Origin of the sequence: Neisseria oralis (assembly GCF_045062685.1) — a bacterium.
Taxonomy (GTDB): Bacteria; Pseudomonadota; Gammaproteobacteria; order Burkholderiales; family Neisseriaceae; genus Neisseria; species Neisseria oralis.
Genome location: NZ_JBJGEB010000016.1, coordinates 1 through 25955, shown reverse-complemented (window position 1 = coordinate 25955; position 25955 = coordinate 1). Strand labels below are relative to the sequence as shown.

General features: G+C 49.8%; 26 protein-coding genes. 11 read left to right on the top strand and 15 right to left on the bottom strand.

The window, feature by feature from the left end; translation table 11 throughout:
- Positions 1-172: 172 nt before the first annotated feature.
- A complete protein-coding gene (gene coaBC, locus ACI43T_RS11340) occupies positions 173-1360 on the top strand; it encodes a bifunctional phosphopantothenoylcysteine decarboxylase/phosphopantothenate--cysteine ligase CoaBC (RefSeq protein ID WP_405387160.1) in 1188 nt (395 codons plus the stop codon).
- Between the two features lie 63 nt (positions 1361-1423).
- On the opposite strand, the gene era is transcribed toward coaBC, so the two are convergent.
- On the bottom strand, positions 1424-2350 hold the full coding sequence (gene era / locus ACI43T_RS11335) for a GTPase Era (RefSeq protein WP_405387158.1): 927 nt from the start codon (positions 2348-2350) through the stop codon (positions 1424-1426).
- A 62-nt stretch (positions 2351-2412) separates the two neighbouring features.
- Positions 2413-3132, bottom strand: a complete 720-nt coding sequence (rnc, locus tag ACI43T_RS11330) for a ribonuclease III (RefSeq protein WP_405387156.1) — start codon at positions 3130-3132, stop codon at positions 2413-2415.
- Positions 3133-3343: 211 nt separating this feature from the next.
- Here rnc and ACI43T_RS11325 point away from each other — a divergent pair, with 211 nt between their 5' ends.
- From ACI43T_RS11325 to nusB, 3 genes are all read left to right on the top strand, one after another.
- Positions 3344-3667, top strand: a complete 324-nt coding sequence (locus ACI43T_RS11325) for a DUF2185 domain-containing protein (protein WP_377081051.1) — start codon at positions 3344-3346, stop codon at positions 3665-3667.
- A gap of 81 nt (positions 3668-3748) precedes the next feature.
- Complete coding sequence (gene ribH / locus ACI43T_RS11320) at positions 3749-4228, top strand: 6,7-dimethyl-8-ribityllumazine synthase (RefSeq protein ID WP_009174466.1); 480 nt, start codon at positions 3749-3751, stop codon at positions 4226-4228.
- A gap of 82 nt (positions 4229-4310) precedes the next feature.
- Positions 4311-4739, top strand: a complete 429-nt coding sequence (gene nusB / locus ACI43T_RS11315) for a transcription antitermination factor NusB (RefSeq protein ID WP_293279519.1) — start codon at positions 4311-4313, stop codon at positions 4737-4739.
- A 113-nt stretch (positions 4740-4852) separates the two neighbouring features.
- Here nusB and ACI43T_RS11310 read toward each other — a convergent pair whose 3' ends face one another.
- Positions 4853-5437: a TetR/AcrR family transcriptional regulator gene (locus tag ACI43T_RS11310; protein WP_405387153.1), complete on the bottom strand. Its 585-nt coding sequence runs from the start codon at positions 5435-5437 to the stop codon at positions 4853-4855.
- A gap of 455 nt (positions 5438-5892) precedes the next feature.
- Between ACI43T_RS11310 and ACI43T_RS11305 the strand changes: the two genes are divergently transcribed.
- Positions 5893-7938 carry a TonB-dependent receptor gene (locus ACI43T_RS11305; RefSeq protein ID WP_405387151.1) on the top strand — a complete coding sequence of 682 codons (2046 nt, stop codon included), beginning with the start codon at positions 5893-5895 and terminating at the stop codon, positions 7936-7938.
- A gap of 281 nt (positions 7939-8219) precedes the next feature.
- Entirely contained in the window at positions 8220-8618 is a 399-nt protein-coding gene (locus ACI43T_RS11300; RefSeq protein WP_405387148.1) for an extensin, read from the top strand.
- Positions 8619-8675: 57 nt separating this feature from the next.
- Here ACI43T_RS11300 and ACI43T_RS11295 read toward each other — a convergent pair whose 3' ends face one another.
- From ACI43T_RS11295 to ACI43T_RS11255, 9 genes are all read right to left on the bottom strand, one after another.
- Entirely contained in the window at positions 8676-9524 is an 849-nt protein-coding gene (locus tag ACI43T_RS11295; protein ID WP_405387146.1) for an EamA family transporter, read from the bottom strand.
- A 235-nt stretch (positions 9525-9759) separates the two neighbouring features.
- A complete protein-coding gene (locus tag ACI43T_RS11290; RefSeq protein WP_405387144.1) occupies positions 9760-11373 on the bottom strand; it encodes a type I restriction-modification system subunit M in 1614 nt (537 codons plus the stop codon).
- 2 nt (positions 11374-11375) lie between these two features.
- A complete protein-coding gene (locus ACI43T_RS11285; RefSeq protein ID WP_405387142.1) occupies positions 11376-12464 on the bottom strand; it encodes an AAA family ATPase in 1089 nt (362 codons plus the stop codon).
- 8 nt (positions 12465-12472) lie between these two features.
- Positions 12473-13810 (bottom strand): restriction endonuclease subunit S, encoded by a 1338-nt coding sequence (locus ACI43T_RS11280; protein WP_405387140.1) that lies wholly within the window; start codon positions 13808-13810, stop codon positions 12473-12475.
- Between the two features lie 24 nt (positions 13811-13834).
- Positions 13835-14602: a DUF1829 domain-containing protein gene (locus tag ACI43T_RS11275; protein ID WP_405387138.1), complete on the bottom strand. Its 768-nt coding sequence runs from the start codon at positions 14600-14602 to the stop codon at positions 13835-13837.
- Entirely contained in the window at positions 14599-15036 is a 438-nt protein-coding gene (locus tag ACI43T_RS11270) for a DUF6978 family protein (protein ID WP_405387136.1), read from the bottom strand. Before ACI43T_RS11270 ends, ACI43T_RS11275 begins: the two co-directional genes overlap by 4 nt.
- Positions 15037-15056: 20 nt before the next feature.
- On the bottom strand, positions 15057-18044 hold the full coding sequence (locus tag ACI43T_RS11265; protein ID WP_405387134.1) for a type I restriction endonuclease subunit R: 2988 nt from the start codon (positions 18042-18044) through the stop codon (positions 15057-15059).
- A gap of 132 nt (positions 18045-18176) precedes the next feature.
- Complete coding sequence (locus ACI43T_RS11260) at positions 18177-18641, bottom strand: carboxymuconolactone decarboxylase family protein (protein WP_377082109.1); 465 nt, start codon at positions 18639-18641, stop codon at positions 18177-18179.
- Between the two features lie 241 nt (positions 18642-18882).
- Entirely contained in the window at positions 18883-19548 is a 666-nt protein-coding gene (locus tag ACI43T_RS11255; protein ID WP_377081713.1) for an NAD(P)H-dependent oxidoreductase, read from the bottom strand.
- Between the two features lie 102 nt (positions 19549-19650).
- On the opposite strand from ACI43T_RS11255, the gene ACI43T_RS11250 reads away from it, so the two are divergent.
- Positions 19651-20148, top strand: a complete 498-nt coding sequence (locus ACI43T_RS11250) for a MarR family winged helix-turn-helix transcriptional regulator (protein WP_405387131.1) — start codon at positions 19651-19653, stop codon at positions 20146-20148.
- A gap of 160 nt (positions 20149-20308) precedes the next feature.
- Here the strand turns inward: ACI43T_RS11250 and ACI43T_RS11245 are convergent, their stop codons facing one another.
- Positions 20309-20704, bottom strand: a complete 396-nt coding sequence (locus ACI43T_RS11245; RefSeq protein ID WP_377081717.1) for a Cif family virulence factor — start codon at positions 20702-20704, stop codon at positions 20309-20311.
- A 142-nt stretch (positions 20705-20846) separates the two neighbouring features.
- Between ACI43T_RS11245 and ACI43T_RS11240 the strand changes: the two genes are divergently transcribed.
- Both ACI43T_RS11240 and ACI43T_RS11235 read left to right on the top strand, forming a co-directional pair.
- A complete protein-coding gene (locus ACI43T_RS11240) occupies positions 20847-21536 on the top strand; it encodes a DUF6988 family protein (RefSeq protein ID WP_377081719.1) in 690 nt (229 codons plus the stop codon).
- Between the two features lie 48 nt (positions 21537-21584).
- On the top strand, positions 21585-22502 hold the full coding sequence (locus ACI43T_RS11235; RefSeq protein ID WP_405387128.1) for a LysR substrate-binding domain-containing protein: 918 nt from the start codon (positions 21585-21587) through the stop codon (positions 22500-22502).
- Between the two features lie 129 nt (positions 22503-22631).
- On the opposite strand, the gene ACI43T_RS11230 is transcribed toward ACI43T_RS11235, so the two are convergent.
- Both ACI43T_RS11230 and ygiD read right to left on the bottom strand, forming a co-directional pair.
- Complete coding sequence (locus ACI43T_RS11230) at positions 22632-22916, bottom strand: hypothetical protein (RefSeq protein ID WP_405387126.1); 285 nt, start codon at positions 22914-22916, stop codon at positions 22632-22634.
- Between the two features lie 6 nt (positions 22917-22922).
- Entirely contained in the window at positions 22923-23696 is a 774-nt protein-coding gene (gene ygiD / locus ACI43T_RS11225; protein ID WP_308022985.1) for a 4,5-DOPA-extradiol-dioxygenase, read from the bottom strand.
- A 497-nt stretch (positions 23697-24193) separates the two neighbouring features.
- Here ygiD and ACI43T_RS11220 point away from each other — a divergent pair, with 497 nt between their 5' ends.
- Both ACI43T_RS11220 and ACI43T_RS11215 read left to right on the top strand, forming a co-directional pair.
- Positions 24194-25039, top strand: coding sequence for a bifunctional transcriptional activator/DNA repair enzyme AdaA (locus ACI43T_RS11220; protein ID WP_405387124.1), 846 nt, complete (start codon positions 24194-24196; stop codon positions 25037-25039).
- Positions 25029-25745 carry an alpha-ketoglutarate-dependent dioxygenase AlkB family protein gene (locus ACI43T_RS11215; RefSeq protein ID WP_405387122.1) on the top strand — a complete coding sequence of 239 codons (717 nt, stop codon included), beginning with the start codon at positions 25029-25031 and terminating at the stop codon, positions 25743-25745. The genes ACI43T_RS11220 and ACI43T_RS11215 overlap by 11 nt, the downstream gene beginning before the upstream one ends.
- Positions 25746-25955 lie beyond the last annotated feature (210 nt).

Below are 25955 nucleotides of genomic sequence, written 5' to 3'. Positions count from 1 at the left end.
CACACCCCACCAGTCAAGTCAAACAACCGCAAAAATTTACCCCACCCCGCAAATAACTGTTATTCAAAGAAATATTTAGATAAAAATCCTCATGCCGTTCTGTATTATTTTTTAACTTTTCCCATATGCTATATTTAGCAGTCTATCTTTTCGACAAATCAAACCATTCATGATGAACAAACACATCCTTTTGGGTATCAGCGGCGGAATTGCCGCTTATAAATCCTGCGAACTGGTCCGCCGTTTGAAGAAGGCGGGACACTCGGTTACGGTTGCCATGAGCCGATCTGCGGCCGAATTTGTTTCTCCGCTTACATTTCAGGCATTGAGCGGAAACCCCGTGTTATCCGACACTCACGATGGAGAAGGTACGGGAAAGAACGGGATGGCGCATATCAATCTGACGCGCGAGGCCGATGTTTTTCTGATTGCTCCGGCGACGGCCAATACGGTTGCCAAAATCGCCAACGGGATTGCGGACAATCTGCTGACCAATTTGGCGGCGGCCCGCAAATGTCCGCTGGCTGTGGCGCCTGCGATGAACGTCGAGATGTGGTTCAATCCGGCCAACCAGCGCAATATCAGGCAACTGGTTTCAGACGGCATCACCGTGTTCCAGCCCGACAGCGGGGAACAGGCTTGCGGGGAGACGGGCGTGGGCCGTATGCCTGAAGCGGCCGAATTGGCCGATTTGCTGCCCGATTTGTGGACACCGAAAGTTTTAAACGGCAAAAAGGTTCTGATTACCGCCGGTGCGACTTTTGAGGCGATTGATCCCGTACGCGGCATTACCAATATTTCCAGTGGACGGATGGGCATGGCGCTTGCCGCCGCCTGCCGTGCGGCCGGAGCGCAGGTAACTTTGGTTTACGGCCAGCTTCAAACCGCCGTTCCCGCCGGATTGGCACATACCGTTCAGGCGGTGAGTGCGGAGGAAATGTACCGCGCGGTACACGGCTGCATTGCTTCTCAAGATATTTTTATTTCGGTGGCGGCCGTTGCCGACTATAAGGTCAAGAACAGCAGCAATCAAAAGCTGAAAAAAGACGGAACGGGAACGCCGCCCGTTATCGAATTGGTTGAGAATCCCGATATTCTGGCCTCTGTTGCGGCTTTGCCGAATCCGCCGTTCTGTGTCGGATTTGCGGCGGAAAGTGAGAACGTATTGGCACACGCCCGCGCCAAGCGTTTAAAGAAAAACGTTCCGATGCTGGTCGCCAATCAGGTTTCGCAGGCAATGGGCAAGGCGACCAACCAGATTACGATTATCGACGGCCGGCAGGAAACTTCCTTTCCCGAGTCCGACAAACGCCGGGCGGCGGAAGAGATTGTCAAACGTTTGGCCGAACTGCTTGGCTAGTTAATAATAAACAGGCCGTCTGAAAAAACGGTTTTTCAGACGGCCTGTTTATACCGTATCGGTTTACAACCCCAACTCCCTCAGAAAGCGCACGTCGTCCGCCCAGCCGGATTTCACTTTTGCCCAAACTTTCAAGAACACTTTGGTATCAAACAGTTTTTCCATGTCCAGCCGCGCTTCGGTGGAGATTTTTTTCAGTCTCTCGCCGCCTTTGCCGATAAGGATGGCCTTCTGGCTGTCTTTGTCCACCAGAACGGCGATATAGATGCGGTAGAGGCCGTTCGGCTCTTCTTCAAATTGTTCGACTTCCACATTCATCGCATACGGCAGCTCTTCGCCCAAGTAGCGGAACAGTTTTTCTCGCACGATTTCCATCGCCAGAAACCGGCCGGATTTGTCCGTAACCATATCTTCGGGGTACATCGGCACGCTTTCGGGCAGGTAGGGTTTCAGCCGTTCCAGCAGTCTGGCGATGCCCAGACCGTGTTTCGCGCTGACCGCTTCGTGTCCGGCAAACTCAAATTCCGCGCCGACTTCCCGAATAAACGCCTCCAACCTGTATTTGTCGGCCTTGCACTTATCGATTTTGTTGACCACCAAAATCACGGGCGTATGCTTAGGTAATTGTTTTATAACGGTTCGGTCGGCTTCGGTGAAACGCATGGCCTCGACCACGAACACTACTGCGTCCACCCCGCTCAGGGCTTCGGTAACGTTTTGGTTCAGGCGGTCGTTGAGCGCGTTGCGGTGGTTGGTTTGAAATCCGGGCGTGTCCACAAACACAAACTGCGCCGTATCGTCGGTATAAATGCCGGTAACGCGGTTGCGCGTGGTTTGCGCCTTTTTGCTGGTAATGCTGATTTTCTGGCCGATTAGATGGTTCATCAGCGTGGATTTGCCAACGTTCGGGCGGCCGACGATGGCGATAAAACCGCAGCGGTAGCCTTCTGCGCGGCCCGATTCGTTGTTTAAAAAGGTTTCGATGTCCATAAAGCAATCTTTCTTAAATTCAGACGGCCTCTTGCCCCGTTTCGGCAAAAGGCCGTCTGAAATCATTTTTTGTTTTTCTTCAAAGGCAGTTGCCGCTCCAGCCATATCAGCGCCTCCGCAGCGGCTTCCTGTTCCGCCGCCTTGCGGTTGGTTCCCTGCGCCCTACAGATGAAACCCAGCTCGCCCAAGTCGCACGACACGACGAAACGGCTGTCCTTCACGCCGCCGACCTGCTCTTCGATGCGGTATTTCGGCAACGGCAGATGGCGCGCCTGCAAGGCTTCCTGCAAAACCGTTTTGTTGTCTTTGCCCTGATTTTTGAAATCCACCCGTTTTACGCGTTCGGCAAACAGGTGGCGCACTACTTCTTCCGCTGCGGCAAAACCGGTATCGAAACTGACGGCGGCAAACATAGCCTCCATCGCGTCCGCCAGTATCGAAGGCCGTCTGAAACCGCCGCTCTTCAATTCTCCCGCCCCCAGATACAGCCCGTCGCCGATGTTCATTTCCAGCGCGATTTCCGCCAGCACATGCTCGTTGACCAAGTTTGCGCGCAGACGGGAAAGCTCGCCTTCGGTCAGCTTAGGGAAGGCGTCGAACAGCATTTTGGCGATGCTGTAATTCAAAATCGCATCGCCTACAAATTCGAAACGCTCATTGTTTTTCGCATTGAAACTGCGGTGGGTCAACGCCTGCTGCAACAGCTCGATACGGACGAACTTATGGCCCAGGCGCCGCTGAATCGCCTGATGTGCCTGCTGCCGGACTAAATCGGGTTTCATATTCCTGCTTTCTGCAAAGCAGCCCGAACGCGTTTCTGCACTTGCGCGCAAATACAGAAAAACTTTAGGGCTGGCAAGGTGGTAAGGCCGTCTGAAACAGACGGTTCGGACGAGCGGTATTGTACCATCAAAGCACCGGCCCACGATGGCGGGAAAGTGCGGAAAACAGCCGAATCGTGTAAAATCCATCCTTATTTTGACTGCAACCGACATGAACACTTTTGCCCAAGCCCTCTCCCACGCGCTCGACCGCTGCATCGCCGCCCGCACCGTGTATAACCAAGGCGATGCGGTAGGGTTCCTCTACCGCGAAGAGCCGGTATTCGAACACGACAGCGGCTGGCGTTTCTTCAGCGGCGAAGAAAGCGACGAATACGCCGCCGACCCCGCCAACTTCACCGTATGCAGCGTATCCGAAATCGTGCAGGCCAATCCCGCCGTCGCCCCGCTGCTGGAGCAGCCCGCAGGCGGCGCATGGGAGGCGGACGGAGAAGGCGGCTTCCGCGCCGTGGACGACTGGCAGCCGCAAGACTGATTTCCCCAATCCCCCCGACAGCAACCATTCAGACGGCCTATCTTGCAAAGGCCGTCTGAACATTCAAAAAAAGGAACCGACATGAACATCATCCGACCGAACCTGGACGGCAGCCGGCTGCGCATCGGCATCGTACAAGCGCGTTTCACTAACGAAATCGGCAGCAAAATGCTGGAAGTCTGCTGCCGCACACTCAAAGAACTGGGCGTTGCCGACGAAAACATCACCGCCGCCACCGTTCCCGGCGCGCTGGAAGTGCCGCTGGTGCTGCAAAACATGGCCGCCAGCAACCAATATGACGCATTGGTCGCCATCGGTGTCGTCATCCGCGGCGAAACCTATCATTTCGAGCTGGTTTCCAACGAGTCCGGCGCAGGCGTTACCCGTGTCGGCCTCGACCACAACATCCCGATTGCCAACGCCATCCTAACCACCGAAAACGACGACCAAGCCGTTGCCCGCATTGAAGAAAAAGCCTCCGACGCCGCCAAAGTCGCCGTCGAATGCGCCAACCTCGTCAACCTGCTGCTGGAAGAACAATTTAACGAAGAAGACGAATAGCCGTCCGCACGCTTTTCCAAACGGCACCGCCACCGGTCGGAACCGCAAGGCCGTCTGAATATCCCGAACTCAAGGAAAACCCATGAAAACACCCCGCCGCCGCGCACGGGAGCTTGCCGTACAAGCCCTGTACCAAGCCGCCGTCAACAGCATTCCCGCCGCCGAAGCCGCCAAAAACATCCGCGAGATGGCCGAATTCGGCAAGGCGGACGAAGGACTCTTCAACAAACTGGTTATCGGCACCGCCGACAACGCCGCCGCCTACATGCAGCAAATCCGCCCGTTGCTCGACCGCGACGAAAAAGACCTCAGCCCCATAGAGCGCGCCGTTTTACTGATGGCCTGCCACGAATTGAGCGCCATGCCCGAAACGCCCTACCCCGTCATCATCAATGAAGCCATCGAAGTGACCAAAACCTTCGGCGGTACCGACGGCCACAAATTCGTCAACGGCATCCTCGACCGCCTCGCCGTCCAACTCCGTCCGAACGACCCCAAACGCGGGGCATAGCGTTATTGGGTCGGATGTCCGATTAAACGCCCCCGTTGTGCCAACTCGAAAAGGCCGTCTGAAAACAATCTTTCAGACGGCCTTTTCCATACACCACTTCCCTACGCCGCCTATTATTCATCCTTCTCACCCGCCAAACCGTGCAGCAGCAATCCCAATATATCCTGCGGCAGCTTTTGCGGCGCAGCGGCATAAAGCGCAGCCAGTTGCGGATGGCGCATCAATATATCCGCCTGACGGATGAACAGGTCGATGAGTTCCACCGGCAAATCGGGCTGGATCAGGCGGCGTTGTTGCAGGGTGTGGAAGAAGCCGCGCATAAAGGCGTATTTTTCTTCGTTCAATTCGTGGAAAAACCGCTCCAGCTCCAAATCGGTGTTCTCTTCGATGTCGCGCAGGAAGGAGGCGGAATAAAGCTCGTCGAACGACTGCCGTTGCAGGGCAAAAACGGCTTCGGTGGCTTCGCGCAGGCTGCACTGCCGTGCAAGTAGCGCCTCAAATTCGGCACGGACGCGGTTTTTCTGCTCGGTAACGATTTCCTGCAAGAGCGCGTTTTTGCCGCTGTAATGTTTGTAAAAGGTAACGCGGCTGACGGCGGCCTCGGCGCAGATTCCGCCCACGGATACGGCGGAAAAGCCGTGTTCGTGGAACAGGCGGCGGGCGGTGTCGGCGATGGTTTGTTGTTTGCTGGCGGTCATGACGGTAGGAAGGTTTTGATTTTGTTGATAAAGGGTTTCATTAAAGTTATCCGCAAGTCGGATACTTATCATATTTCCCCACGGTGGCAATGGCAATACGGGCGGTGTTTCAGACGACCTCTTACCGCAACGGCAACCTTGTCCCTCCGATCCATCCTACGGATGAGGGCTGTCGGATGCTTAGCAAGCCAAATTCATAAAGGCCGCGGAATCGCCCTCCCCAACCTTCTCCTGCCGAACGGGAGAGGGAATTGTTTTTAAGATGGTTGGCTATAAAGAGGGGGAAGTAAAGTGAATGATAAACACTTGCATTCCTGTTTTTTGTTTCTTATACTTTACATTAATAGTTTGTTTTATGTAAATGTGTAAACAACAAATATTTGCATACTGCCGGAGCGGTTGGATTGTCTGATGTTCAATCCGCCCCGACGTATGCCGTCTGAAAGGATAAGGAAATGCAGAAACCCGCCCTCCGCCGCTTGCCGCTGCTGCTTGCCGCCGCCTTTGCCTCCGAATGGATTTATGCCGCCGATGCGGCGCAAGACGCGGAACAGGTGCAGTTGGAAGAAGTCGTCGTCACCGGCGAACGCACCAACCGCAGCGGCTTTGAAACCGCCACGTCCAACCGCGTTTTCACCACGCCGAACATTGACCGCAGCGGCCACAATCTTTCCGCGACCGACCTGCTCAAACAGACCGTGAACACGGTGGACTTGGGCAGCGGCAACGATTTGCCGACCGTGCGCGGCGTGGACGGCTCGGGACCCGCCGTCGGCGCGGTGGCGTTTTTCGCGGGCACGAGGCCGCGCCTGAACCTGTCCATAGACGGCCGCTCCGCCACTTACAACGAATTCGCCTTCGGCACGCAGTCGCTGTGGGACATGCAGCAAGTGGAAGTCTTGCGCGGGCCGCAAAGCCATGTACGCGGGCAGAACGCAGTGGCGGGCGCGGTGGTGATGCGTTCCAAAGATCCGACCGACGAATGGGAAGGCGCGCTGCGCTTGGGTTTGGGCAACCAAAAAACGCGTAATGTCGCCGGCGTAGTGTCCGGCCCGATTGTGAAAAACAACCTTGCCTTCAGATTGAGCGCGGAGCGGCAGCAGCGCGAAAGCTACGAACCGTTCGTGTCCTACGAGCCGACCGGCAATCCGCGCCGTGTGGAAAACACCAACGTGCGCTTCAAACTCCTGCTCACGCCCGAAAACCATCCCGATTTTTACAGCCGCCTGACGCTGAACCACATCCGTTCGCGCGCGCCGCAAAACGAAATCATGGGCAACACCGCCAGCCGCCGTTTTTTAAAAGAAAAGCCCGTGTTCGTAACCGGCTCGACATCAGGCATCTGGGACGTATCGTGGCAGCTTAACGACTATCTGAAACTGGAAAACAAACTGGTTTACGGCCGCTACCACAACGAGCGGCTGCACCTGCCGATGACCGTCAGCCCGCAAGGCGTACCCGCCGAACTCAAAGGCCGCGAACTGCAATGGGAGCCGGTATTGCATTTTTCAAACAAAGGCCGTCTGAAAGGCCTTGCCGGGCTTCACTACTTCCGCAGCAAACAAGACGAATGGGTGGACATCCGCAGCGTCGGCGGCCGCAACACCTTTGACGACCGCAACAGCGTACGCGCCCTGTTTGCCGAAACCACATACAGCCCCAGCGAAAAATGGGACATCACAGCCGCCGCCCGCCTTGAAAAAGAAACGCACAAACGAAGCGGCGGCAGCGGCGCACTGCACCTCGATTTAGACAAAGGCCAGACCGTGTTCCTGCCCAAAATCGACATTGCCTTCAAACCCACCGACCAATGGGTCAGCGGCATCAAAGCTGCACGCGGCTACAACCCCGGCGGCGCGGGCATCACCTTCGGCCGCCCTGTCGTAACCTACACTTATGAACCCGAATATGTGAACAACTACGAGTGGTACACCCGCTGGCGCAGCGCAGACCGCCGCTTGCAACTCTCCGGCAACCTGTTCCTGAACCACTACCGCGACATGCAGCTCCCCTTCTATCTGGGCACCAACTCCGTCGTCATCCGCAACGCCAAAAAAGTCCACACCTACGGCGCAGAACTCGCCGCCGACTGGCAGGCGACCGACAGCCTGAAACTCACCACCGGACTGGGGCTGCTCAACACCAAAATCAAAAGCTATCCCGACAGCGGCATCGAAGGCAACAAACTCGGCCGCGCGCCAAAATACACCGCCAACATCGGCGTGAAATACCTGAACGACAAAGGCTGGGAAGCCGGCGGCGACGTGCGCTTCTACGGCGGCTACTATTCCGCCGCCGACAATGCCGAATCAGGCAAAATCGGCGCATACAACCAAGTCAACCTCTACACCGCCTACAACTTCAAACAAGGCCGCGTCTCGCTCTACGCCGACAACGTGTTCAACCGCCGCCGACCCATATTCATTTCCAGCGCCGACCGCCAAGACGCACTCTACCAACGCCCCAGAAGCGTAGGCGTGAGCGCGGAATGGAAGTTTTAGGCGGGGCTGAAATGATAGAGGTCGTCTGAAAAAAACGTAGATCGGGCATCAATGCCCTACCTACGGTTACTGGAATAACGAAGGTCGTCTGAAACGGCCGTAACAACCGATTATCGTCATTCCCGTGCAGGCGGGAATCCAGACTCATCCACACAGAAACTTATCGGATAAAGAAGTGCCTTCGAGTCTCCATTCTGGATTCCCGCCTGCGCGGGAATGACGGCACAAGAAGTCTAATCATCAACAATATCCAACCTGCACCTAACCCCCAAAGGAATCCCATGCACTACTTCATCCCCGCCAAAACCCTGCCCGAAGGCACCATCTACCTGACCGACCTGACCCACGTCGCCGACTTCGCCGACTGGCTGGCCGAATTCGAAACCCTGTTAAACCAAAACCGCCGCTTTGCCACCGTCTGCACCCCCATGCGGCGACAGGTGAGCGACGAACAGCGCATTGCCGACCGCAAAACCTACATCGAATGGATAAAGGCACACCGGCCGCAGCTCGCCGAATGCTGCGCCGCCATGCTCCTCATCGAACCCGACGCGGCGCAACTGGCGTTCTTCCGCGAACAATCGTCCAAACTCGCCCCCGCGCTGGGCGTGAACTACATCGTCGAAGCCGACGAGCAAACCGCCCTGCTGCGGGCGGAAGAAGCGTTGAAGGCCGTCTGAAAAGTTTTCAGACGGCCTTTTCCGGCGTTTGCTTATCATAGCAACGATTAATTCGGGTTATCTCACCGCCTTTTGCACGCCGAATATCGATACCAACACCAACGCAAAGCCTGACAGCGATTTTGCGTCCATGCCCTGTCCCAAAAACAGCCAGCCCAACACAAATGCCGAAACAGGACTTAACAGGCCCAGCGATGAAACCGCGGCAGGCGAGAGTTTCACGATGCCGTTGAAAAACAACACATAAGCAAATACCGCGCCAAACAGGCACAAATACAGATAGCCGCCGATATTGGCGGGGCTTAAAGATTCAAGCGGCGGTTCGGCCAAAAGGGCGACAGGCAGCAAAAACACGCCGCCAATGAAAAGCTGCCAGCCGGTAAATGCCAAAACAGGCAGCGAGGTTTTTTTGTGTTTGGAGAGGTACACACCCAAAGCCATCGCCGCCGCACCGGACAGCGCCGCCAAAATCCCCGTGCCGTCATAACGGGCGGACGGCGATAAAACCAACATCGTGATTCCCAAAACACCCGTTGCCGACCAAGCCCAAGCAGCTTTGGGCGGCATGGTTTTATCAATCAGCCAAGTGAACACCAGCACCATCAGCGTCTGCGTGGAACTGAGCACCGCCGCCAGTCCGCCCGGCAAACGGTACGCCGCCACAAACAGCATGGCCTGGAAAAAGCCGATGTTCAAAAAACCGAGCAAAACAACCGTCGGCCATTCGCTGCGTTTAGGTATCCGCCGCGTCCACGCCAACAGCAAAAATCCGGCCGGCAACACGCGGATAAGCGCGGCGGTGAACGGGCGGTTTGGCGGCAGGAATTCGGTGGTAATCAGATAGGTGCTGCCCCAAATCAGCGGGGCGAGCGCGGTGGTGAAAATGGCAGCGGTTCGGTTGGGCATGATGTTGCTCCTGGAAGGCTTGAATTATTTAACGTGAACTCAAGATAAATAATAATTAGCTTGAAATCAAGATTCCTAAGCCACAGGATTGGGAAAAGTTTTTTCAGACGACCTTTAAAGGCTACCTGAAAACACTGGCTTCTGCGAAGCTAAAAAAGCAGCCTGCACGTTTTTTCAAGCGTGCAGGCTGCTTTTCATTTTGCCAAATGTTTATTTAGATGTTTTTTAATAACAATCATGGCAGAAGCGGTAGCCCCAACTCCTTTAAAAATTCATTATGTTTCGCCGTAGCCTCTTTAATTTTTAAATCCAAATCCATCAAAACACTATGATTAGCGACCAAATCGATTTCTTCCTCAATAGAAGTGTTGCTGACATAGCGGGCAATATTCAGATTGTAGCTGTTATCCTCAATTTCCTGCATAGATACACGGCGGGAGTAGCCTTGTTCTTCTTTTCGGTATTGGTAGCAGTCCACGATTTTATCGATATGTTCGCCTGTCAGGCGGTTTTGGCGTTTGCCTTTTTCAAAATAATCGGCGGCGTTGATAAACAAAACGTCGTCTTCTTTTTTACATTTTTTCAACACCAAAATGCAGACTGGAATACCTGTTGAATAAAACAGATTGGCAGGCAGGCCGATCACGGCATCGATATTGCCGTCTTTGAGCAGTTTTGTGCGGATTTTTTCTTCCGTACCACCTCGGAACAACACGCCATGCGGCAGGATGATTGTCATTGTGCCGCTATCGCTCAAGAAATGAAAACCGTGCAGCAAAAAGGCAAAATCTGCTGCCGATTTAGGGGCTAGCCCATAGTTTTTGAAACGGAAATCGTTTGCCAAATCCTCCTTCGGCTCCCAGCGGTAGCTAAACGGCGGATTGGCAACGACGGCATCGAATTCCAGCTTCTTCGCAGGATTCATTTCATTCAAAATATCCCAATCATTGAGCAGGGAATCGCCGTGATGAATGGTAAATTCTGTATCCTTTACACCGTGCAGCAGCATATTCATCCGCGCCAGGTTGTAGGTGGTAATATTCTTTTCCTGTCCGTATATTTTACCGATATGCCCGTCTGCTTCCGCCATCTGATGACGCACATTCAGCAATAAAGATCCCGAACCGCAAGCAAAGTCCAGCACATTGTCCAGTTTTTTCTTTTTGCCGCTTGCGGGGTTTTGGCTGTCAAGTGTAACAATCCGCGATAAAATCGTGGAAACCTGTTGGGGGGTATAAAACTCGCCGGCCTTCTTGCCAGAGCCGGATGCGAACTGGGCAATCAGGTATTCATAAGCATCGCCCAAAGCATCGCTATCGGTAGAAAATTCATTGATGCCTTCAGCGATTTTCTTGATGACCTCGCTTAATCGCTTATTTCGTTCTTCGTAACTTCTACCAAGCTTTTCCGAATTTAAATTAATTTCGGAAAACAAGCCGCTAAACGTACTTTCAAAAGACTCGTTTTCAATATATTTAAAACCCTCTTGCAAAGTATTTAATAATTCACTGCATTGTATTCGCGCAAGCTCGGCAATGCTGCCCCAAAGAAAATCGGGCTTAATCACATAATGTACTTTACGGCGCATCTGTTTTTCAAAATCAGCGACGAAGTCAGCATTTTGTTCATACCACACGGCAAGCGGTGTGCGTTTGTCTCCATCGCCCAATTGCGGATAATCCCGCCCTAATTCCTTTTGCGCGGCAAGCTCGTAGTTGTCGGACAGATAACGTAAAAATAGAAACGACAGCATATAATCGCGGAAATCGTCGGCATTCATCGCCCCGCGCAGTTGGTCGGCGATTGCCCATAGCGTTTTGCCGAGTTGGTTTAATTGTTCTTGGGTCATGGCTACTTCTCGATTAATTTTGGTAAAGAAAAGTGGCATTTATCTAAGAAGTTTTGGAAGATTTCTTTAAATAAATCCTTGTTATCTTGATTCATTTCCCTAGGCTCATAAATAGAATGATTACCGTGACTCAATAAATTTAGAGCTCGAGCATATAGAATCTCATCATCAATACCTGTCAGGCAATCTGAAAAATCATTGTAACCTAAGAAACTAGAAGTTTTTTCTAAGATACTTCTTAGCATATTAAAGTGATATGTATATATTGAATCACTATCAATAGCCGCTTGTATCTTACTAAGGCTGGCTACATGATGAAAAAAAGGGACATCGTCAGTTGACTGGAGATGAAGATAATTTGTCGTTTTATCTTTGTGTAAAAAATATTTCTTATGCTCCTGCTTTTTTAATTCATTGCACATGACATTAAAGAATAATCCATGATGTGATGAAATGATTGCTTTAAATTTATCTTTATTTTCCTTTAATAATTTTGCCAAATCACAAGCAATTGAAATGGTGTTGTTATCATCTAAAGATGAAACAGGGTCATCAATATAAATATATTTAACCCATTGGTAAGATTCATGTCTATCTGAAACTAATTGACATAATGCAAGAAAAAAGCACCAAATAAAAATAACCTCTTCCCCTCGCGAGATTTTAATTAATTTATCTGGTTGAGTTGGATTGGTAAATGATATGTACCAATTTTTATAGTCAATTTTAAAATCAAAATCCGCATATCGATTCAGATAAAATGAAATTTTTTCTTCCAATGCTAGTTCTTTTAATCCGCTAAAGAATTTTGAATCAGAATTTAGTAGCAATTTTGGTTCATGGCCATCATTGATAAAATCATTATTCCAATAAAACAAGTCTTCAGTATATGCGTTGAAATAAAGAGTGTTGGTTTGATTATTATTCTTCTTTTGATTTTGTTTTTTTACTTCCATAGATAGGCAGGTTTTACCTGTGCCATTGTAAGCATAGAGCAAGACAAAATCTTTATTATTTAAATCGTCCCGAATTCTATTGGCAAGTCCTTTCATAGTTTTGTAGGTTGTAATTTTTATTTGATTATTATTCATATTGGTTCCTAAATGTTAGGGAATAACTGCCGCATCAATCCCTGCTTATGGTCTTTCAGACGGCCTATCTGTTCATTTTCTTCGTTGATCAGCTTGTCTAGTGATGATAGGCAATCGGCTATGGCTTGTTGTTCTTTTGAAGAGGGAAGACAAATGCTTATATTTTCAAAAAAGTCTTGAACTGAAACATTTAGCAAACCATGATTTCTTGCTCCTTCCTGAGCTATTTGGCTGATTTCAGTGTTTTGTAATCCAGTTTCAAAATAGTGTTCGAAAAATGAACCATATTCTGAGTAAAGTTCTTGAAGTCTAAAGCAAATATAAAGCGTAGAAACAACACCTTTATCGTATAGTTTGAGTGGTTTAACCGCTCCCCAAGGATAGCCATTGGAATAACTTTTGTTATATGCAAAATCGCCTTTGTGCAATAAGTAATATCCTGTAATATTTTTTGCAGCAACAGATTTATTAAAAAAGTCCAGTTGACTAATTAAACCGTATTGTGCAGAAATAGTTAATACGTTTTGATTATTCTCTTTATTTTTTAAAGTTATTCTTTTGAATACATTACCTAATTTGACAACCCTCCAACCTTCGCAATCTTTAAATTGCGGGAATCTAAGTTTCGGATAAACTATTTGCTTGCTTGCTTGCTTGCTTGCTTGCTTGCTTGCTTGCAGATCATTGTGGCTTGGGAATAACTGTTGCATCAAGCCTTTTTTATGCTGTTTTAAGGCGGCGAGTTTTTGTTCTTGCAATTCAATTAATTCGTCGATGGAAGACAGGCAATCGGCGATTTTTTGTTGTTCTTCAATTTTAGGTAAAGTAATAGGTAATAACTTAATAATCTCGGCATTTAGATTTAATACGCTGCTTCCAGCAGCATTTTTTAAAAAATAATTTTGGCAAGAGGATGTTAGCATTAAATAATATAGATAGTTTTTATCTAGCCTTTCATCTATATTTGTAATTGCAATCCATCCATCATGAATGCAAGTATCAATCTGTAAAATATAGGGTCTTCCAAAACTCATAGAGTTAGAAAGGATAAAATCTCCTCTAGAGACTTCTCTTGTTTTAGAAAGAGCTTCAGGTATCACCCTCTCTTCTGTTTTTGTAACATATTTTGCGTCTTTATCTACATCTCCAATCTTTAGCCAGTTTAAGCCGTTAATGTTTTTTGTAAGGTAGTTATCAATAGGTCTAGGTGAACCACCTCTAACAATTTCTGAATAGTCATTTAGTATGTGCTTATCCCAACCCAATGCCGTCTGAAACTCCGGAAACCGTAGTTTGGGGATGATTCGTTCTTGCGTATTTTGCTCGTTTTTTTCGATCTGGCTCATTTTTGACTCTTGGTTATTGAGTGTTTACGCTACTAGGCGTTCTTTTGCACGGCTACGTTCCGTCCATAGAATAGGCTCGATGTCGTAATTCTTTAGTGCATCAATGGCGGACGCAGCCACTTCCGTTTCATTGTTGTTTAGTAAAACGAGTAACTCGGAGTCGGAGGCACGGTTTTCGCGTGTATCTGTCCATTTAAATACAGTGGCTTCAATTGCATTTTTCTTGGGATTACCAAGTGTTTGCAAAATGCGTTCAGGCTGTTTGCGAGATTTGGGTATAACGAAGTCAAACATATGGTCAAAGCCGCTTTTACCGGTAAATTTGATGTTTGGTGTATAGCGTATATCAGATATATCCAGCCATTGCACCACATCTTCGTAAAAAAGATTGGCAACGTAAGGAGAAGCTAGATAAAACAGATCATTGACCGCTAACATAGCTTGTAAAAAATTATGTTTTTTTAAGGCAAAATTTTCAGCACTGGCTTTAAGTATCAATGTTTCACCATCAAGCTGTACGCCAAATCCTGCCAAAGTCATTTTCAGTAGTTCTTTGCGTTTTTCACTATCCAAAGCACAACCTGAGCTAATTAAGTCATGGATGATATAACCGTCATCGCTAAGCAAAAAACCATTGGCTTCTTTTCGTATATAAAATTGCAAACAGTCATTATGCCGATCCAAATGTGGTGTAGTAACTTGTATCCAGTTTTGATCTATCTGCTTTAGCGCGGTTTTGTCTTTTAGCCAGTGGAGGTATTGTTCCATCAGCCTTTGAATTTCGTCAATCATATGAAAAGTTCTCTTTGAATTATAGGTTTTCCAATAATGTGGCAATAATCCATAAATTTATCCAACAAATTATAAGGATTATCCAGTACGCATTTTAATTCATCTGGCAATGGATAAGCCCATTTGTCTCCATATCCTTCACGGTAAAGATGAATATGCGGGCAGCCAATTTCTTCTCCATCAGGATTACGATGAGGAGGACCATCAATATCTAAACGAACTAAAACAACCGCTTTTCTGGCTCTGGTTTGAAAAGTGATTTTTTCTAGGGCAATATAACCCCGTGTAACATCAAGATTGAATGTTTCTTTCTTATCCATAGACTGAAGTGATAAGCGCAATGAACCACCCAAATAGGGAAATTTATATTCATCATTGCTGAAATCATATTTTCCCAAAACTAATAATGCGTCTGCTTCTTGTTGTGTCAACATATTATATTTTCCTTAGTAATTTATTCATAAGCCTTCAATCCCGAGATCTCTTTGCCTTTCGCCAAGCCTTTCAGTAAAGGGACAAGGTCGTCCATTAGGGCGAGTTCTTTCAGACGGCGTTCTTTCCAGCTTAAATCCAACGGTTCGAGCAGGTCGGTCAGTTTTTCGCCGTCGAAAATCATTCTGTCCATAATTTCGTTGATGAAGGCGGACAAGGTTTCGTTAGCGATGCCGTGTTTTGCAGAAAGTGCGGTCAGTTTTTTGTCTGTTTTTTCTTGGCGGAACGCCTGATAGCCTGTTTTTAATTCATCTACGCTGGTATGTTTATTCCAATCCAAACTACGGATATATTCGATAATATCTTCTTTTTCATCAACTAAATCGCTGCTAGAAGCAATGAGTTCTTCAACTTGTTGAATGCTCATTTTTTGTTTTTTCGGTTTAGACGGGTTTTCGGCAATCAACCGCATGATGTAGTCGTAATCAATGATGGCGGATGAAAAGAGGACGAATTCAAAATCCAGTTGTTCAATTTCTTGGGGTAGAACGGCGTCTTTTTTACTTGTTTGTTCTTTATAACGTTGCGCCATATCCAGATATACGCCTTTGAAGGCACGCTGGGTATCGGCGGGTAGGATGGCTTCTATTTCCTGCTTTTGTTCTTCGCTTAAATCGGTGTATTGCCCTAGCTGGGTTTTGTAGCGTTGTACTTCTTTAAATAGGTTAAGAAAACCAGCGCGCGCGTTGTCGCCTTTAAGGTTATAAACTTCGGATGGTTCACATGCCACGCCTTGCGAGGACATAAAGTCTTCAAGCTGGCTTATGGCGTTTTGCAGTTTAGTCATGACAATTTCTGCAGGATCGACTATCCAGATTTCTTTGGCGCGGTCTGCATCCTGCCCTGAAAAGCGTTTGATGGCTTCATCTACCTGCGCCTCTTGTCCTCGAAAATCGAGGATATTGCCATAAGGCTTGCTGGCGTTCAAAACGCGGTTGGTACGGGAAAAGGCTTGGATTAAGCCGTGGTACTTGAGATTTTTATCGACATAGAGCGTATTCAGATATTTGCTGTCGAATCCGGTCAATAGCATATCGACGACGATGGTGATGTCGATTTTGTTTTTGTGCGCATAGTCTTTGTCGGGATATTGGTGGTCTTTGATGCGTTTTTGAATATCCTGATAGTACACGTCGAATTCACCGATGCTGTGGTTGGTGTGGTATCGGCAGTTGTAATCTTCAATAATAGCTTTTAAGGCTGCTTTTTTGCCTTCAGGATCGGTTTGGTTATCGAATTTTTCCTGTTGCAAATCTTCCTGCATTTGAATGATGTCGGATTGGTTCTTGCGGTCGTCTTTCTGCATTACCTGTGCTGGCGGCGAGAAAACGCAGGCGATGTTCAACGGCTCAAGTTCGGGATTGCTTGCTTGCAACTTGGCTTGGGAGGTCTTGAATAATTCGTGATATTCGATGGCGTCGTTAATGGATGCGGTGGCAAAAATGGCGTTGAAGCGGCGTTCGCCGCCCGTTGCTGCATCGTGTTTGCTTAAAATGGAATCGACAATTGCCTGTTTGGTGGCGGGATGGGCGGCGGAAACGGGTTTATCACCTTCGGCTTTGTAATAATCGATATGGAATTTCAAGACGTTGCCATCGTCAATGGCATTGGTGATGGTGTAGGCGTGCAGCTGCTGTTCAAAAATGTCCAAGGTCGTCTGAAGTGTGGCATCTGTGCCGTCAATGCGTTTGTAACTGGCGTTTTCTTCGAAAATCGGCGTGCCGGTAAAGCCGAACAGCTGAGCTTTCGGGAAGAAGTTTTTAATCGCCCGATGGTTGTCGCCGAATTGGCTGCGGTGGCATTCGTCAAAGATAAAGACCATGCGCTTGTCTTTGAGTGTGCTTAATTGGTTGTGGTATTTGCTGTTTGGTTTGAGTGCCAAGCCGAGTTTCTGAATGGTGGTTACAATAACCTTGTCGGCGTAATCGTCGGACAGCAGGCGGTTTGCCAAAGTTTGGGTATTGGTGTTTTCTTCAACGCAGCCTTCTTGGAAACGGTTGAATTCCTCACGGGTTTGGCGGTCGAGGTCTTTTCTATCTACAACAAACAGGCATTTGTCGATGTCGGAATTATCTTTAAGCAGGGTTGAGGCTTTGAAGGAGGTCAGTGTTTTGCCGGAACCGGTGGTGTGCCAGATATAGCCGTTGCCGCGATTTTCATGAATGCAGTCCACAATGGCTTTGACGGCATAAATTTGGTAAGGACGCATCATCAACAGTTTCTGTTCGCTGGCAACTAAGACCATATAACGACTGATCATTTTGCCTAAGGTGCATTTTTCTAAGAATTTATCGGCAAAATCGTAGAGATGGTTGATTTTATTGTTGGCTTCGTCGGCAAAATGGTAAACGGGCAGGAAGCGTTCGTCTGCGGCGAAGGTAAAGTGTTTGTTTGAGTTATTAGCAAAATAATAGGTACTGCTTTCGTTACTGACAATAAAAAGCTGCATAAAGCATAACAGGCTGTTGCCATAGCCGTTTCCGGTATCGTTTTTGTAGTCGATAATTTGCTCAATGGCTTTTATCGGCGGGATATGCAGCGTTTTTAGCTCGATTTGCACTACCGGAAGCCCGTTAATCAGCAAAATCACGTCGTAACGGTGATGGCTGTTCTCGGTATTGATGCGCAGTTGGCTGATGACTTCGTAGTCGTTTTTACACCAGTCTTTGATATTGACCAGCGTGTAGTGGAGTGGGGTTTCATCTTCGCGGGTGAAAGTATTGGTCTCGCGTAGGCGTTTTGCGGCAGCAAATACGTCGGGGGTGATGATTTCCTGTTTTAAGCGTTCAAATTCGCTATCGGTCAAACGGACACGGTTTAACTGCTCAAATTTTTGGCGGAAATTTTGTTCAAGCGATTCACGGTCGTGAATATCAGGTCGGTGGGTGTATTTTAAGTCAATCAGTTTTTGAATGAATTTGTGCTCGATGGCTGATTCGGTGTAGGTCATGATAAAGTTTCAATCATTATAATTTCAATTATTTTAACATAAAAATAAGCAGTTACTATATAAAAAGCAGGCTGCACTTGGGTTTTGATAAAGTGCAGGCTGCTTTTTTGCACGTTCGGCTTGTAGGCCAGGCTAAACCAGCCCTGCCTTCTCCAATCCCATCAGGCCGTCCATGCTGCCTGCCGGGGTGGCAAAAGCCACGTTCAGGCGGTTCCAAACGTTGATGGTGTTGATGACGTGGGTCAATGCCACCAGTTCTTCTTCATCAAAATGGGCGCGTACCGCTGCGTAGTCCTCATCGCGGATACCCCGTTCGGAGATGCGGGTCAGGCTTTCCGCCCATTGCAGCGCGGCCCGTTCTTTTTCGGTAAACAGGGTGGATTCGTGCCAAACGGCCAAATGGTGCAGGCGCAGTTCGCGCTCGCCGTGCAGCTTGGCTTCTTTAACGTGCATATCGACACAAAAAATGCAGCCGTTGATTTGCGAAACACGCAGTTTCACCAAATCTTTCAGGGTACTATCCAGCGTGAGGCTGGCTTCCAAGGCCAGCAGTGCCTTATAGGTATTAAGAGCATATTGGGAATAGTGCAAACGCATAAGTCCTCCAAATAAATGAATAAGCGGGTGGAAAATTTGCCCCGATGGAAACCTTCTTCTTCATTCAAATGCAGGCTGCCATCGGTCAAGACTTTTGATTTTATAGTGGATTAAAATAAAAATGAGACAAGGCGGCAACGCCCGCCGGGGTAGTACATAAGGGCGTTGGCAACGCCGTATCATTGCAATTTTAATCCACTATACCAACTGGTGAATGTCTGTGTTGCTGATTTTCAGGCGTTTATTCAATCCAATCAACCACATCGTCTACTGCCTGCCGCGTTTTGGCGCGCTTGGGTTCGCCTGCGCGATAGCCAAACGCCGCCATGACGCTGACGCGGTATTCGTCAAGATTGATGAAGCCTTTGCCGGACAGCAACTTTTCCACATTTTCCTTTTGAAAGCCCTCAATCGGCGTGGAATCCACACCAATCAAAGCGGCAGCAGTCATCATGTTTGCCAACGCGATATAGGTTTGCTTGGCTGCCCAGTCGTTAAACGAGCGCGGATTATCGGCAATGGCAAAATCGGTTTCGGCAAACCGTTTGAAAAATTTTTGCATCATTTCAACGGTTTCAGGCGGCATTCCATGCGCGCCGCCCCAGATTTTTTCTTGATAATCCGCCTGCATGGCAGCCTGCGTGCGCGCCAACAAAATCACAAAATGGCTGCAATCCATGATTTTTTCCGCCGCGCCCCATGCGATGCCGCGCAACTCTTCGCGCAGAGTACGGTTCTGCACCACCAAAAACCGCCAAGGTTCCAGCCCGAACGAACTGGGCGACAGGCGTGCGGTTTCCAGAATATAGGCGAAATCATCGGCAGGGATTTTCTTCGCCGCATCATAACTTTTGCAGGCGTGGCGGAAACGGAAGGCGTTTAAAACAGTTTGGTTATCGGCAAACATAGGTTTCTCCGGTTTATTTATCTTGAAGTCAAGATAAATATAAATAGAGATTAGCTTGAAGTCAAGATAAAATAGTGGGAATTTAAAAACTGAAAGAAAAACATGACCGAACACGCCGATGCTCCTGCCCACGCCGTTGCCCAATGGAAACAGGAACTGCCTGAATTGGCAGCCGAAAATATGCTTTTAATCGGTCGTCTGAAACGCGCTACTGCACTAATCGTGCGCGAATTGGAAAAAGTTTACGGAGAATACGGTTTAACCGAAGGCTCGTTCGATGTGCTGGCCACTTTGCGCCGCAGTGGCGCGCCTTATACGCTGACCCCGACCGAGCTGTTTTCAGCGCTGATGGTAACGTCCGGCACCATGACCACGCGCCTGAAAAATCTGGAAAACCAAGGCTTAATCGACCGCCTGCCCAATCCGGACGATGCCCGCAGCCTGCTTGTCCGCCTGACAGATAAAGGCAAAGAATTGATTGAAAAAGCCGTGTTCCCGCATGTGGAAAACGAAAAGCGGCTGCTGGAAAAGCTGGATGCGGACACCAGCACGCAACTCGAACAAGGATTGGCGGCATGGCTGAGGGCTTTGGAGACGTGAAGGCCGTCTGAAAACATAAAGTCGGCACAATAAAAAGCAGCCTGCACTTCAATTTCTAAAGTGCAGGCTGCTTTTTTCACTTAGTCGAAACGCCGCTTTCAGGCCGCATCAAATAACCGAAAGGCCGTCTGAAAGGCTACCTGAACATGCGGAAACAAAGCTATCCCCGCCCAGAAGTCATCACCGCATGCTCGCGGAACACGCGCCATTTGCCGTCGTTCCCGATACGCAGCATCAGGGTAAACACGATTTCCTGCTCACCCGCGCCGTAGCCCAAATCCATGCGGCGGGTGGCGGTAACGAAGCCTGTGCCGCCCTGCACTTCGGCAATGTTGAAATGAATGGACGTGTTAATCGGCGGTGCGCCCGCATCGCGGCGTTCGCGGAAAAACGCCATGTTCTGTTCGTAATCGAACGACAGCACGTTGCCGTCCGGCTGGACGATAAAGATTTGCAAATCAGGCTCGTAGCAGCCCGCCAATTCGTCCAAACGGTAATGGCAGCCTGCATCGCTCAAAGTGCGGACGGCGTTCATCAAATCTTGGTTCAAGGTCATTTTTTGCTCCTGTTGTGGTGTGAAAACAGGATTATCGGCGGTTTTTTATTGACAATAAATCCATCAATATACAAAACACTTCTGCTAAAATCACAGCAATTTTTTCATCTTTACTCTTTAATAGAAAATGACCACATCAGTAATGAAACAATTCTTGGCAAAATCTGAAGAATTTTGCAACGCCATGTTTAGAGAAATAAAAAAGATACCGTGTACGGATGAAACAGAGCCTCGCATATCGGCCACATTGATTATGGCGGATATCTCTTCAGAGCATCACTCTGCCATCCTTACGCTGGCAAGAAATGGAAACTTTATATCTTCAACCAGTTTGTTACGGTTGCAGTACGAAGCATTATTGCGTGCGTATTGGTTATATTGGTATGCAAAAGACGAACGTGTCGATGCCTTACATCAACCGATTTCCGAACAGAATGTTAAGAAAATAGAGAATTGGATGCCTAATATTACGGAAATGCTGGCAGATTTGAATAAAGCCGTTGACGCAGGAAAATTACCGAACAAAGCAGTTCAATTATTTCAAGAATTTAGAGAACGGCACATTAAGCCGACCAATTCATTCATACATGGTGGAATGTATGCTTTCAATCGGCAGCGGGATGGTTATATTGAACCCATGCTCATTCAAATTGTACAAAACTCTAATGGAATTCAGACATTAAATGCAATGTTGCAGGGAACAATGTGTGATGGAAGTGGGTTATCTTTATTTCCTATTGTCCAAATGCAGTATCTATATATGGATTGTTTACCTATGGATTTAGATAAAATTATTCAAAAATTTTACAGCAAGGAAGTAACATCGTTATAGATTGCCGCCAATATAACTAAACATTTTAAATTTAAAAATCAAAAAATAATGCAAACCCATTCAGACGACCTCCGTTTTTTCGTTGCCGTGGTGGAAAACGGCGGCTTTACCCGCGCGGCGGCAGTGCTGGAAACCGACAATTCCGCCGTCAGCCGCAGCGTGAAGCGGCTAGAAGCCAAGCTCGGCGTTACCCTGCTCAACCGCACCACGCGCCAAATCAGCACCACCGAAGAAGGCGCGCAGTATTTCCGCCGCGCCAAAAAGATTCTGGAAGACATGGCGCAGGCGGAAGCGGAAATCCGCGCGGCAAGCGGTGTGCCGCAGGGTTTGCTGCGTGTCGATGCCGCCACCGCGCTGGTGTTGAACCGCCTTGTGCCGCTCATCGGAGCGTTTTGCCGCCGTTATCCGCAGGTAGACGTGTCGCTGACCTCATCTGAAAACCGCATCGACCTGATTGAACGCAGGGTCGATGTCGCCATCCGCGCGGGGCGGCTGGACGATTCGTCCCTGCGCGTGCACCCCCTATTCGACAGCTACCGCAAAGTGGTCGCCGCGCCCGATTATCTGGCGCAACACGGTACGCCACAAAATCCGTCCGAATTGGAACGGCACTGCTGCCTGGGCTATTGCGAGCCGAGCGTGCTGAACGTGTGGGACATAGCCTGCGACGACGGACAGGCATACACCGCCCGCCCGAAACTCTGCGCCGACAGTTGCGAGACGGTCAAACGGCTCTGCCTGTCCGGACAAGGCATCGCCAGCCTGCCCGATTTCACGGTGGACGCGGATTTGGCGGCAGGACGGCTGACGGAACTCTTTCCTGACCGCCGACTTGCCGTGCCAACCCCGTTCAACGCCGTCTATTACGCAGGACACGCCGTCAGCCCGAAAATCCGGGCGTTTGTGGATTTTTTGGCGGAGGAATGGGGGCGGGATACTGTGTTTGAAACACCGCCAAAAGGCTAACTGAAACGGGATTTCTGCGACGCGGAAAAAGCAGCCTGCACTTAGTGCAGGCTGCTTTTCGTGTTTTTAAACAGTCCCGAATAGCCCAAAGGCTACCTGAAACCCATGTTCAAGCCGCCTGCAACCCATCTAGCGCAAACTGTCCGCAGCAATCTGCACCCAGCCGCTTTCGGTTTGCCGCACCGCAAACGGCACGCCGCTCACGCCGAATTGTCGGACGAGGTTTGCGCCGTCGGCAATGCGCTGCTTGGCTTGCGCTTCGGCGGCGAGGTTGGTCAGGATTTCCGCTGCCTGCGTGCAGCCGATTTGTCGCAATACGTCAGCCAATACGTCCGATTTCGCCGTGTCTAAGCCGTCTTCGTAGCGGGCTTTTGGGCAGGCGCGCAGGGGTTCCGGTCCGCGTTGTTTTGTCATGGTCTCTCACCCTATCAAAACGGAAGTCATGCTGATCGAGCTGAAGACAAGTTCGTCATTAAACATTTCCATATCGTCCTGCGGATCGCGCAGCGCGGCGGTGTAGAGCAGCGGCAGGTAGTGTTCGGGCGACGGCACGGAGAGTGCGGCGGCTTTCCCCAGCCGTTCGTAATGCACCAGCGTGTCGTTGTCCCGCGCGGCAAGGGCACGGTTGATAGCATCGCGGAAGTCTATTGCCCAGTCGTAGCCCGCGGCAGGTTCGCGGCGCATGGCGCGCAGGTTGTGCACGATGTTGCCGCTGCCGACCACCAGCACGCCCTGTTCGCGCAGCGGAACGAGTTTTTTCGCCAAATCGAAATGCCATTGTGCAGGCTGCATCAGGTTCAATCCGAGCTGTACCACGGGAATGTCGGCTTCGGGATACAAGTGTTTCAGCACCGCCCACGCGCCGTGGTCGAAGCCGCGTTCCGGGTTCATTTCCACATTTTCAGGTCGCAACAGCGAGCGCACCAGCCCCGCCAGTTCGGGCGAGCCGGGCGCGGGATATTGCACTTGGCTGAGTGCTGCGGGGAAGCCGTAAAAATCGTAAATCATTTCGGGGCGTTCGCCAGACGTTACCTGCAAACGGTTACCGTACCAGTGCGCCGAAATCATCAGAATGGCTTTGGGCTTGGCAAATTTCTGCGCAATGCGGCGGAAGCCTTGGTTGAACGGGTTTTCCGCGTCCAGCGCGTTCATCGGGCTGCCGTGTCCGACAAACAATACGGGCATTTTGTTCATGGTGTTTCCCAATTCGTTTTGAAGCGGATGATTCTACGGGAAACTTTTGCGCGAACAATCCCGTTTGGGGAAGAATATATTTTCTCAATAAGAAATAATTGGTCTTTTTTTGGCTTTTATGTTTTATTTTTTGTTGTTTATAAAGGCTACCTGAAAGCATGGATACTTGTGTGGTCGGCATATGAAAAGCAGCCTGCACTTTGTTTTCCAAATGTGCAGGCTGCTTTTTTGTGTTTCAGCTTCTCGGCTCAGTACTCAAGTACATATCAACAATCGGGTCGCTTCCTATCTGCTTTCAGGCTATAGTGAAATGGCTAAAAAACAGTAACGGCCGCATTCAAAATCTGCCCCCTATCCTAACCTCCCCCCACCGGCGGATGGTGGAAAAGACAATGTTGCCCTTGCGATAAAGAGGCCGTCTGAAACTACGTCTCTGCATTGTTATCATTTTTTAGTGATTCTCCTATATCCTATCCCGCAAAACGACAGAACAACCCATGAACCCCAAACAAATCCGACAGTTCGCGCGCATTGCCCGCGCCATCGAATACCTTTACGACCATGCCGCCGAGCAGCCCGATTTGGCGCAGGTGGCGGCGGCAGTGCACGTCAGTCCCGAACATTTGCAGCGCGAATTTTCCGCATGGGCGGGCATCAGCCCGAAAAAAATGCTGCAACACATCAGTATCAGCCGCGCCAAAGAAGCCCTGAAAAACAGCGAAAGCGTGGCGGAAGCGGCGCATTGCGGCGGACTGAGCGGCACGGGGCGGCTGCACGATTTGTTTATAAACATCGAAAAAATGACTCCGGGCGAATACAAAAACGGCGGTGCGGGCTTACAAATCGATTACTGCCTGATTCCTAGCCCCTTCGGCGACCTGCTGGCGGCCGCCACGCACAAAGGCATCTGCTTCATGCGTTTTTCAGACGACCTCTCTGCCGCCTTGGACGAATTGCGCGCCGAGTACCCGAACGCCCGCCTAGTTGAACGGGAAACCGAGTGCCACCGCCAAGCCGCAAAAGCATTCGGCAGCCCGTCCGACCGTTGCGGCGGCAGCGTTACCCTGCACATCAAAGGCACGCCGTTCCAGCTCAAAGTCTGGCAGGCGCTGCTTGCCATCCCTGCTGGCCGCCTGCAAAGCTACGGCACAGTCGCACAAGCCGCCGGTTCGCCCAAAGCCGCACGCGCCGTCGGCACCGCCATCGGCAAAAACCCCGTCGCCGTACTCATCCCCTGCCACCGCGTCATCAGAGAAAGCGGCATCATCGGCGGCTACCGCTGGCAGCGCGGACGTAAAATGGCGATATTGGCGCACGAATTAGGAGAGCCCGATGACATTTGACCTCTTCCCCGAAACCGCCAACCCGCACGCAAACATCCTACCCTACGACGGCATCGTCAATGATTACGGCATCATCTTCACCCTCGAAGAAGCCGATGTCTGCCTGCACACCATGCTGCGCGACATTCCCTGGCGGCACGACCAAGTCCGGCTGTACGGCAAAACCATCACCACCGCCCGACAAATCGCCTGGTACGGCGAAGCGGGCGCGGCCTACACCTATTCCGGCATCACCCGCGAGCCCCTGCCGTGGACACCGTTTCTGCGGCAACTGAAAGAACGGGTTGAACAACACCTGCAAACCGTCAGCCCCACCCATTTCAACGCCTGCCTGCTCAACCGCTACCGCCACGGCGGCGAAGGCATGGCGTGGCACAGCGACAGTGAAGCCGAACTGGGCGCAAACACCGTCATCGCATCCCTCAGCTTCGGCGCCACGCGCAAATTCGCCTTCCGCCACAACAAAACCCGCGAAAAACACGAAATCCTGTTGCACCACGGCCAGCTCATCGTCATGCGCGGCAGCACCCAGCACCACTGGCAACACGCAGTGATGAAAAGCAGTAGGATTACCGAAGAACGGATAAGTCTGACGTTTCGGACGTATGTAGGAAGGTCGTCTGAAAGACAAAATATAGCGGATTCGAATAAGAACGCCTCACATCGTCATTCCTGCGCAGGTGGGAATCCAGAAAGTGAAGTTTAGGAAATCCTTTTACCTTGAAGGTTTCCGTGGGATAGTTCCAGACTTCTGCCGTAGCCTGTCCCCGCGTAGAGGGCGAGAATGAGGTTGACAGTAAATGAAGTATTGACAAAATAAGTGAATTAACTATTGCAGATGCAGATGGGAAATGCCCGCATCGTCATTCCCGTCCTCCCCAATCAAGGAAAACCAACCCATGCCCCCAACCCCGAC

Excerpts from the sequence above, each read along its gene's own strand:
- coaBC (WP_405387160.1), top strand. The coding sequence starts at position 173 with ATGAACAAACACATCCTTTTGGGTATCAGCGGCGGAATTGCCGCTTAT.
- era (WP_405387158.1), bottom strand. The coding sequence starts at position 2,350 with ATGGACATCGAAACCTTTTTAAACAACGAATCGGGCCGCGCAGAAGGC.
- rnc (WP_405387156.1), bottom strand. The coding sequence starts at position 3,132 with ATGAAACCCGATTTAGTCCGGCAGCAGGCACATCAGGCGATTCAGCGG.
- ACI43T_RS11325 (WP_377081051.1), top strand. The coding sequence starts at position 3,344 with ATGAACACTTTTGCCCAAGCCCTCTCCCACGCGCTCGACCGCTGCATC.
- ribH (WP_009174466.1), top strand. The coding sequence starts at position 3,749 with ATGAACATCATCCGACCGAACCTGGACGGCAGCCGGCTGCGCATCGGC.
- nusB (WP_293279519.1), top strand. The coding sequence starts at position 4,311 with ATGAAAACACCCCGCCGCCGCGCACGGGAGCTTGCCGTACAAGCCCTG.
- ACI43T_RS11310 (WP_405387153.1), bottom strand. The coding sequence starts at position 5,437 with ATGACCGCCAGCAAACAACAAACCATCGCCGACACCGCCCGCCGCCTG.
- ACI43T_RS11305 (WP_405387151.1), top strand. The coding sequence starts at position 5,893 with ATGCAGAAACCCGCCCTCCGCCGCTTGCCGCTGCTGCTTGCCGCCGCC.
- ACI43T_RS11300 (WP_405387148.1), top strand. The coding sequence starts at position 8,220 with ATGCACTACTTCATCCCCGCCAAAACCCTGCCCGAAGGCACCATCTAC.
- ACI43T_RS11295 (WP_405387146.1), bottom strand. The coding sequence starts at position 9,524 with ATGCCCAACCGAACCGCTGCCATTTTCACCACCGCGCTCGCCCCGCTG.
- ACI43T_RS11290 (WP_405387144.1), bottom strand. The coding sequence starts at position 11,373 with ATGACCCAAGAACAATTAAACCAACTCGGCAAAACGCTATGGGCAATC.
- ACI43T_RS11285 (WP_405387142.1), bottom strand. The coding sequence starts at position 12,464 with ATGAATAATAATCAAATAAAAATTACAACCTACAAAACTATGAAAGGA.
- ACI43T_RS11280 (WP_405387140.1), bottom strand. The coding sequence starts at position 13,810 with ATGAGCCAGATCGAAAAAAACGAGCAAAATACGCAAGAACGAATCATC.
- ACI43T_RS11275 (WP_405387138.1), bottom strand. The coding sequence starts at position 14,602 with ATGATTGACGAAATTCAAAGGCTGATGGAACAATACCTCCACTGGCTA.
- ACI43T_RS11270 (WP_405387136.1), bottom strand. The coding sequence starts at position 15,036 with ATGTTGACACAACAAGAAGCAGACGCATTATTAGTTTTGGGAAAATAT.
- ACI43T_RS11265 (WP_405387134.1), bottom strand. The coding sequence starts at position 18,044 with ATGACCTACACCGAATCAGCCATCGAGCACAAATTCATTCAAAAACTG.
- ACI43T_RS11260 (WP_377082109.1), bottom strand. The coding sequence starts at position 18,641 with ATGCGTTTGCACTATTCCCAATATGCTCTTAATACCTATAAGGCACTG.
- ACI43T_RS11255 (WP_377081713.1), bottom strand. The coding sequence starts at position 19,548 with ATGTTTGCCGATAACCAAACTGTTTTAAACGCCTTCCGTTTCCGCCAC.
- ACI43T_RS11250 (WP_405387131.1), top strand. The coding sequence starts at position 19,651 with ATGACCGAACACGCCGATGCTCCTGCCCACGCCGTTGCCCAATGGAAA.
- ACI43T_RS11245 (WP_377081717.1), bottom strand. The coding sequence starts at position 20,704 with ATGACCTTGAACCAAGATTTGATGAACGCCGTCCGCACTTTGAGCGAT.
- ACI43T_RS11240 (WP_377081719.1), top strand. The coding sequence starts at position 20,847 with ATGAAACAATTCTTGGCAAAATCTGAAGAATTTTGCAACGCCATGTTT.
- ACI43T_RS11235 (WP_405387128.1), top strand. The coding sequence starts at position 21,585 with ATGCAAACCCATTCAGACGACCTCCGTTTTTTCGTTGCCGTGGTGGAA.
- ACI43T_RS11230 (WP_405387126.1), bottom strand. The coding sequence starts at position 22,916 with ATGACAAAACAACGCGGACCGGAACCCCTGCGCGCCTGCCCAAAAGCC.
- ygiD (WP_308022985.1), bottom strand. The coding sequence starts at position 23,696 with ATGAACAAAATGCCCGTATTGTTTGTCGGACACGGCAGCCCGATGAAC.
- ACI43T_RS11220 (WP_405387124.1), top strand. The coding sequence starts at position 24,194 with ATGAACCCCAAACAAATCCGACAGTTCGCGCGCATTGCCCGCGCCATC.
- ACI43T_RS11215 (WP_405387122.1), top strand. The coding sequence starts at position 25,029 with ATGACATTTGACCTCTTCCCCGAAACCGCCAACCCGCACGCAAACATC.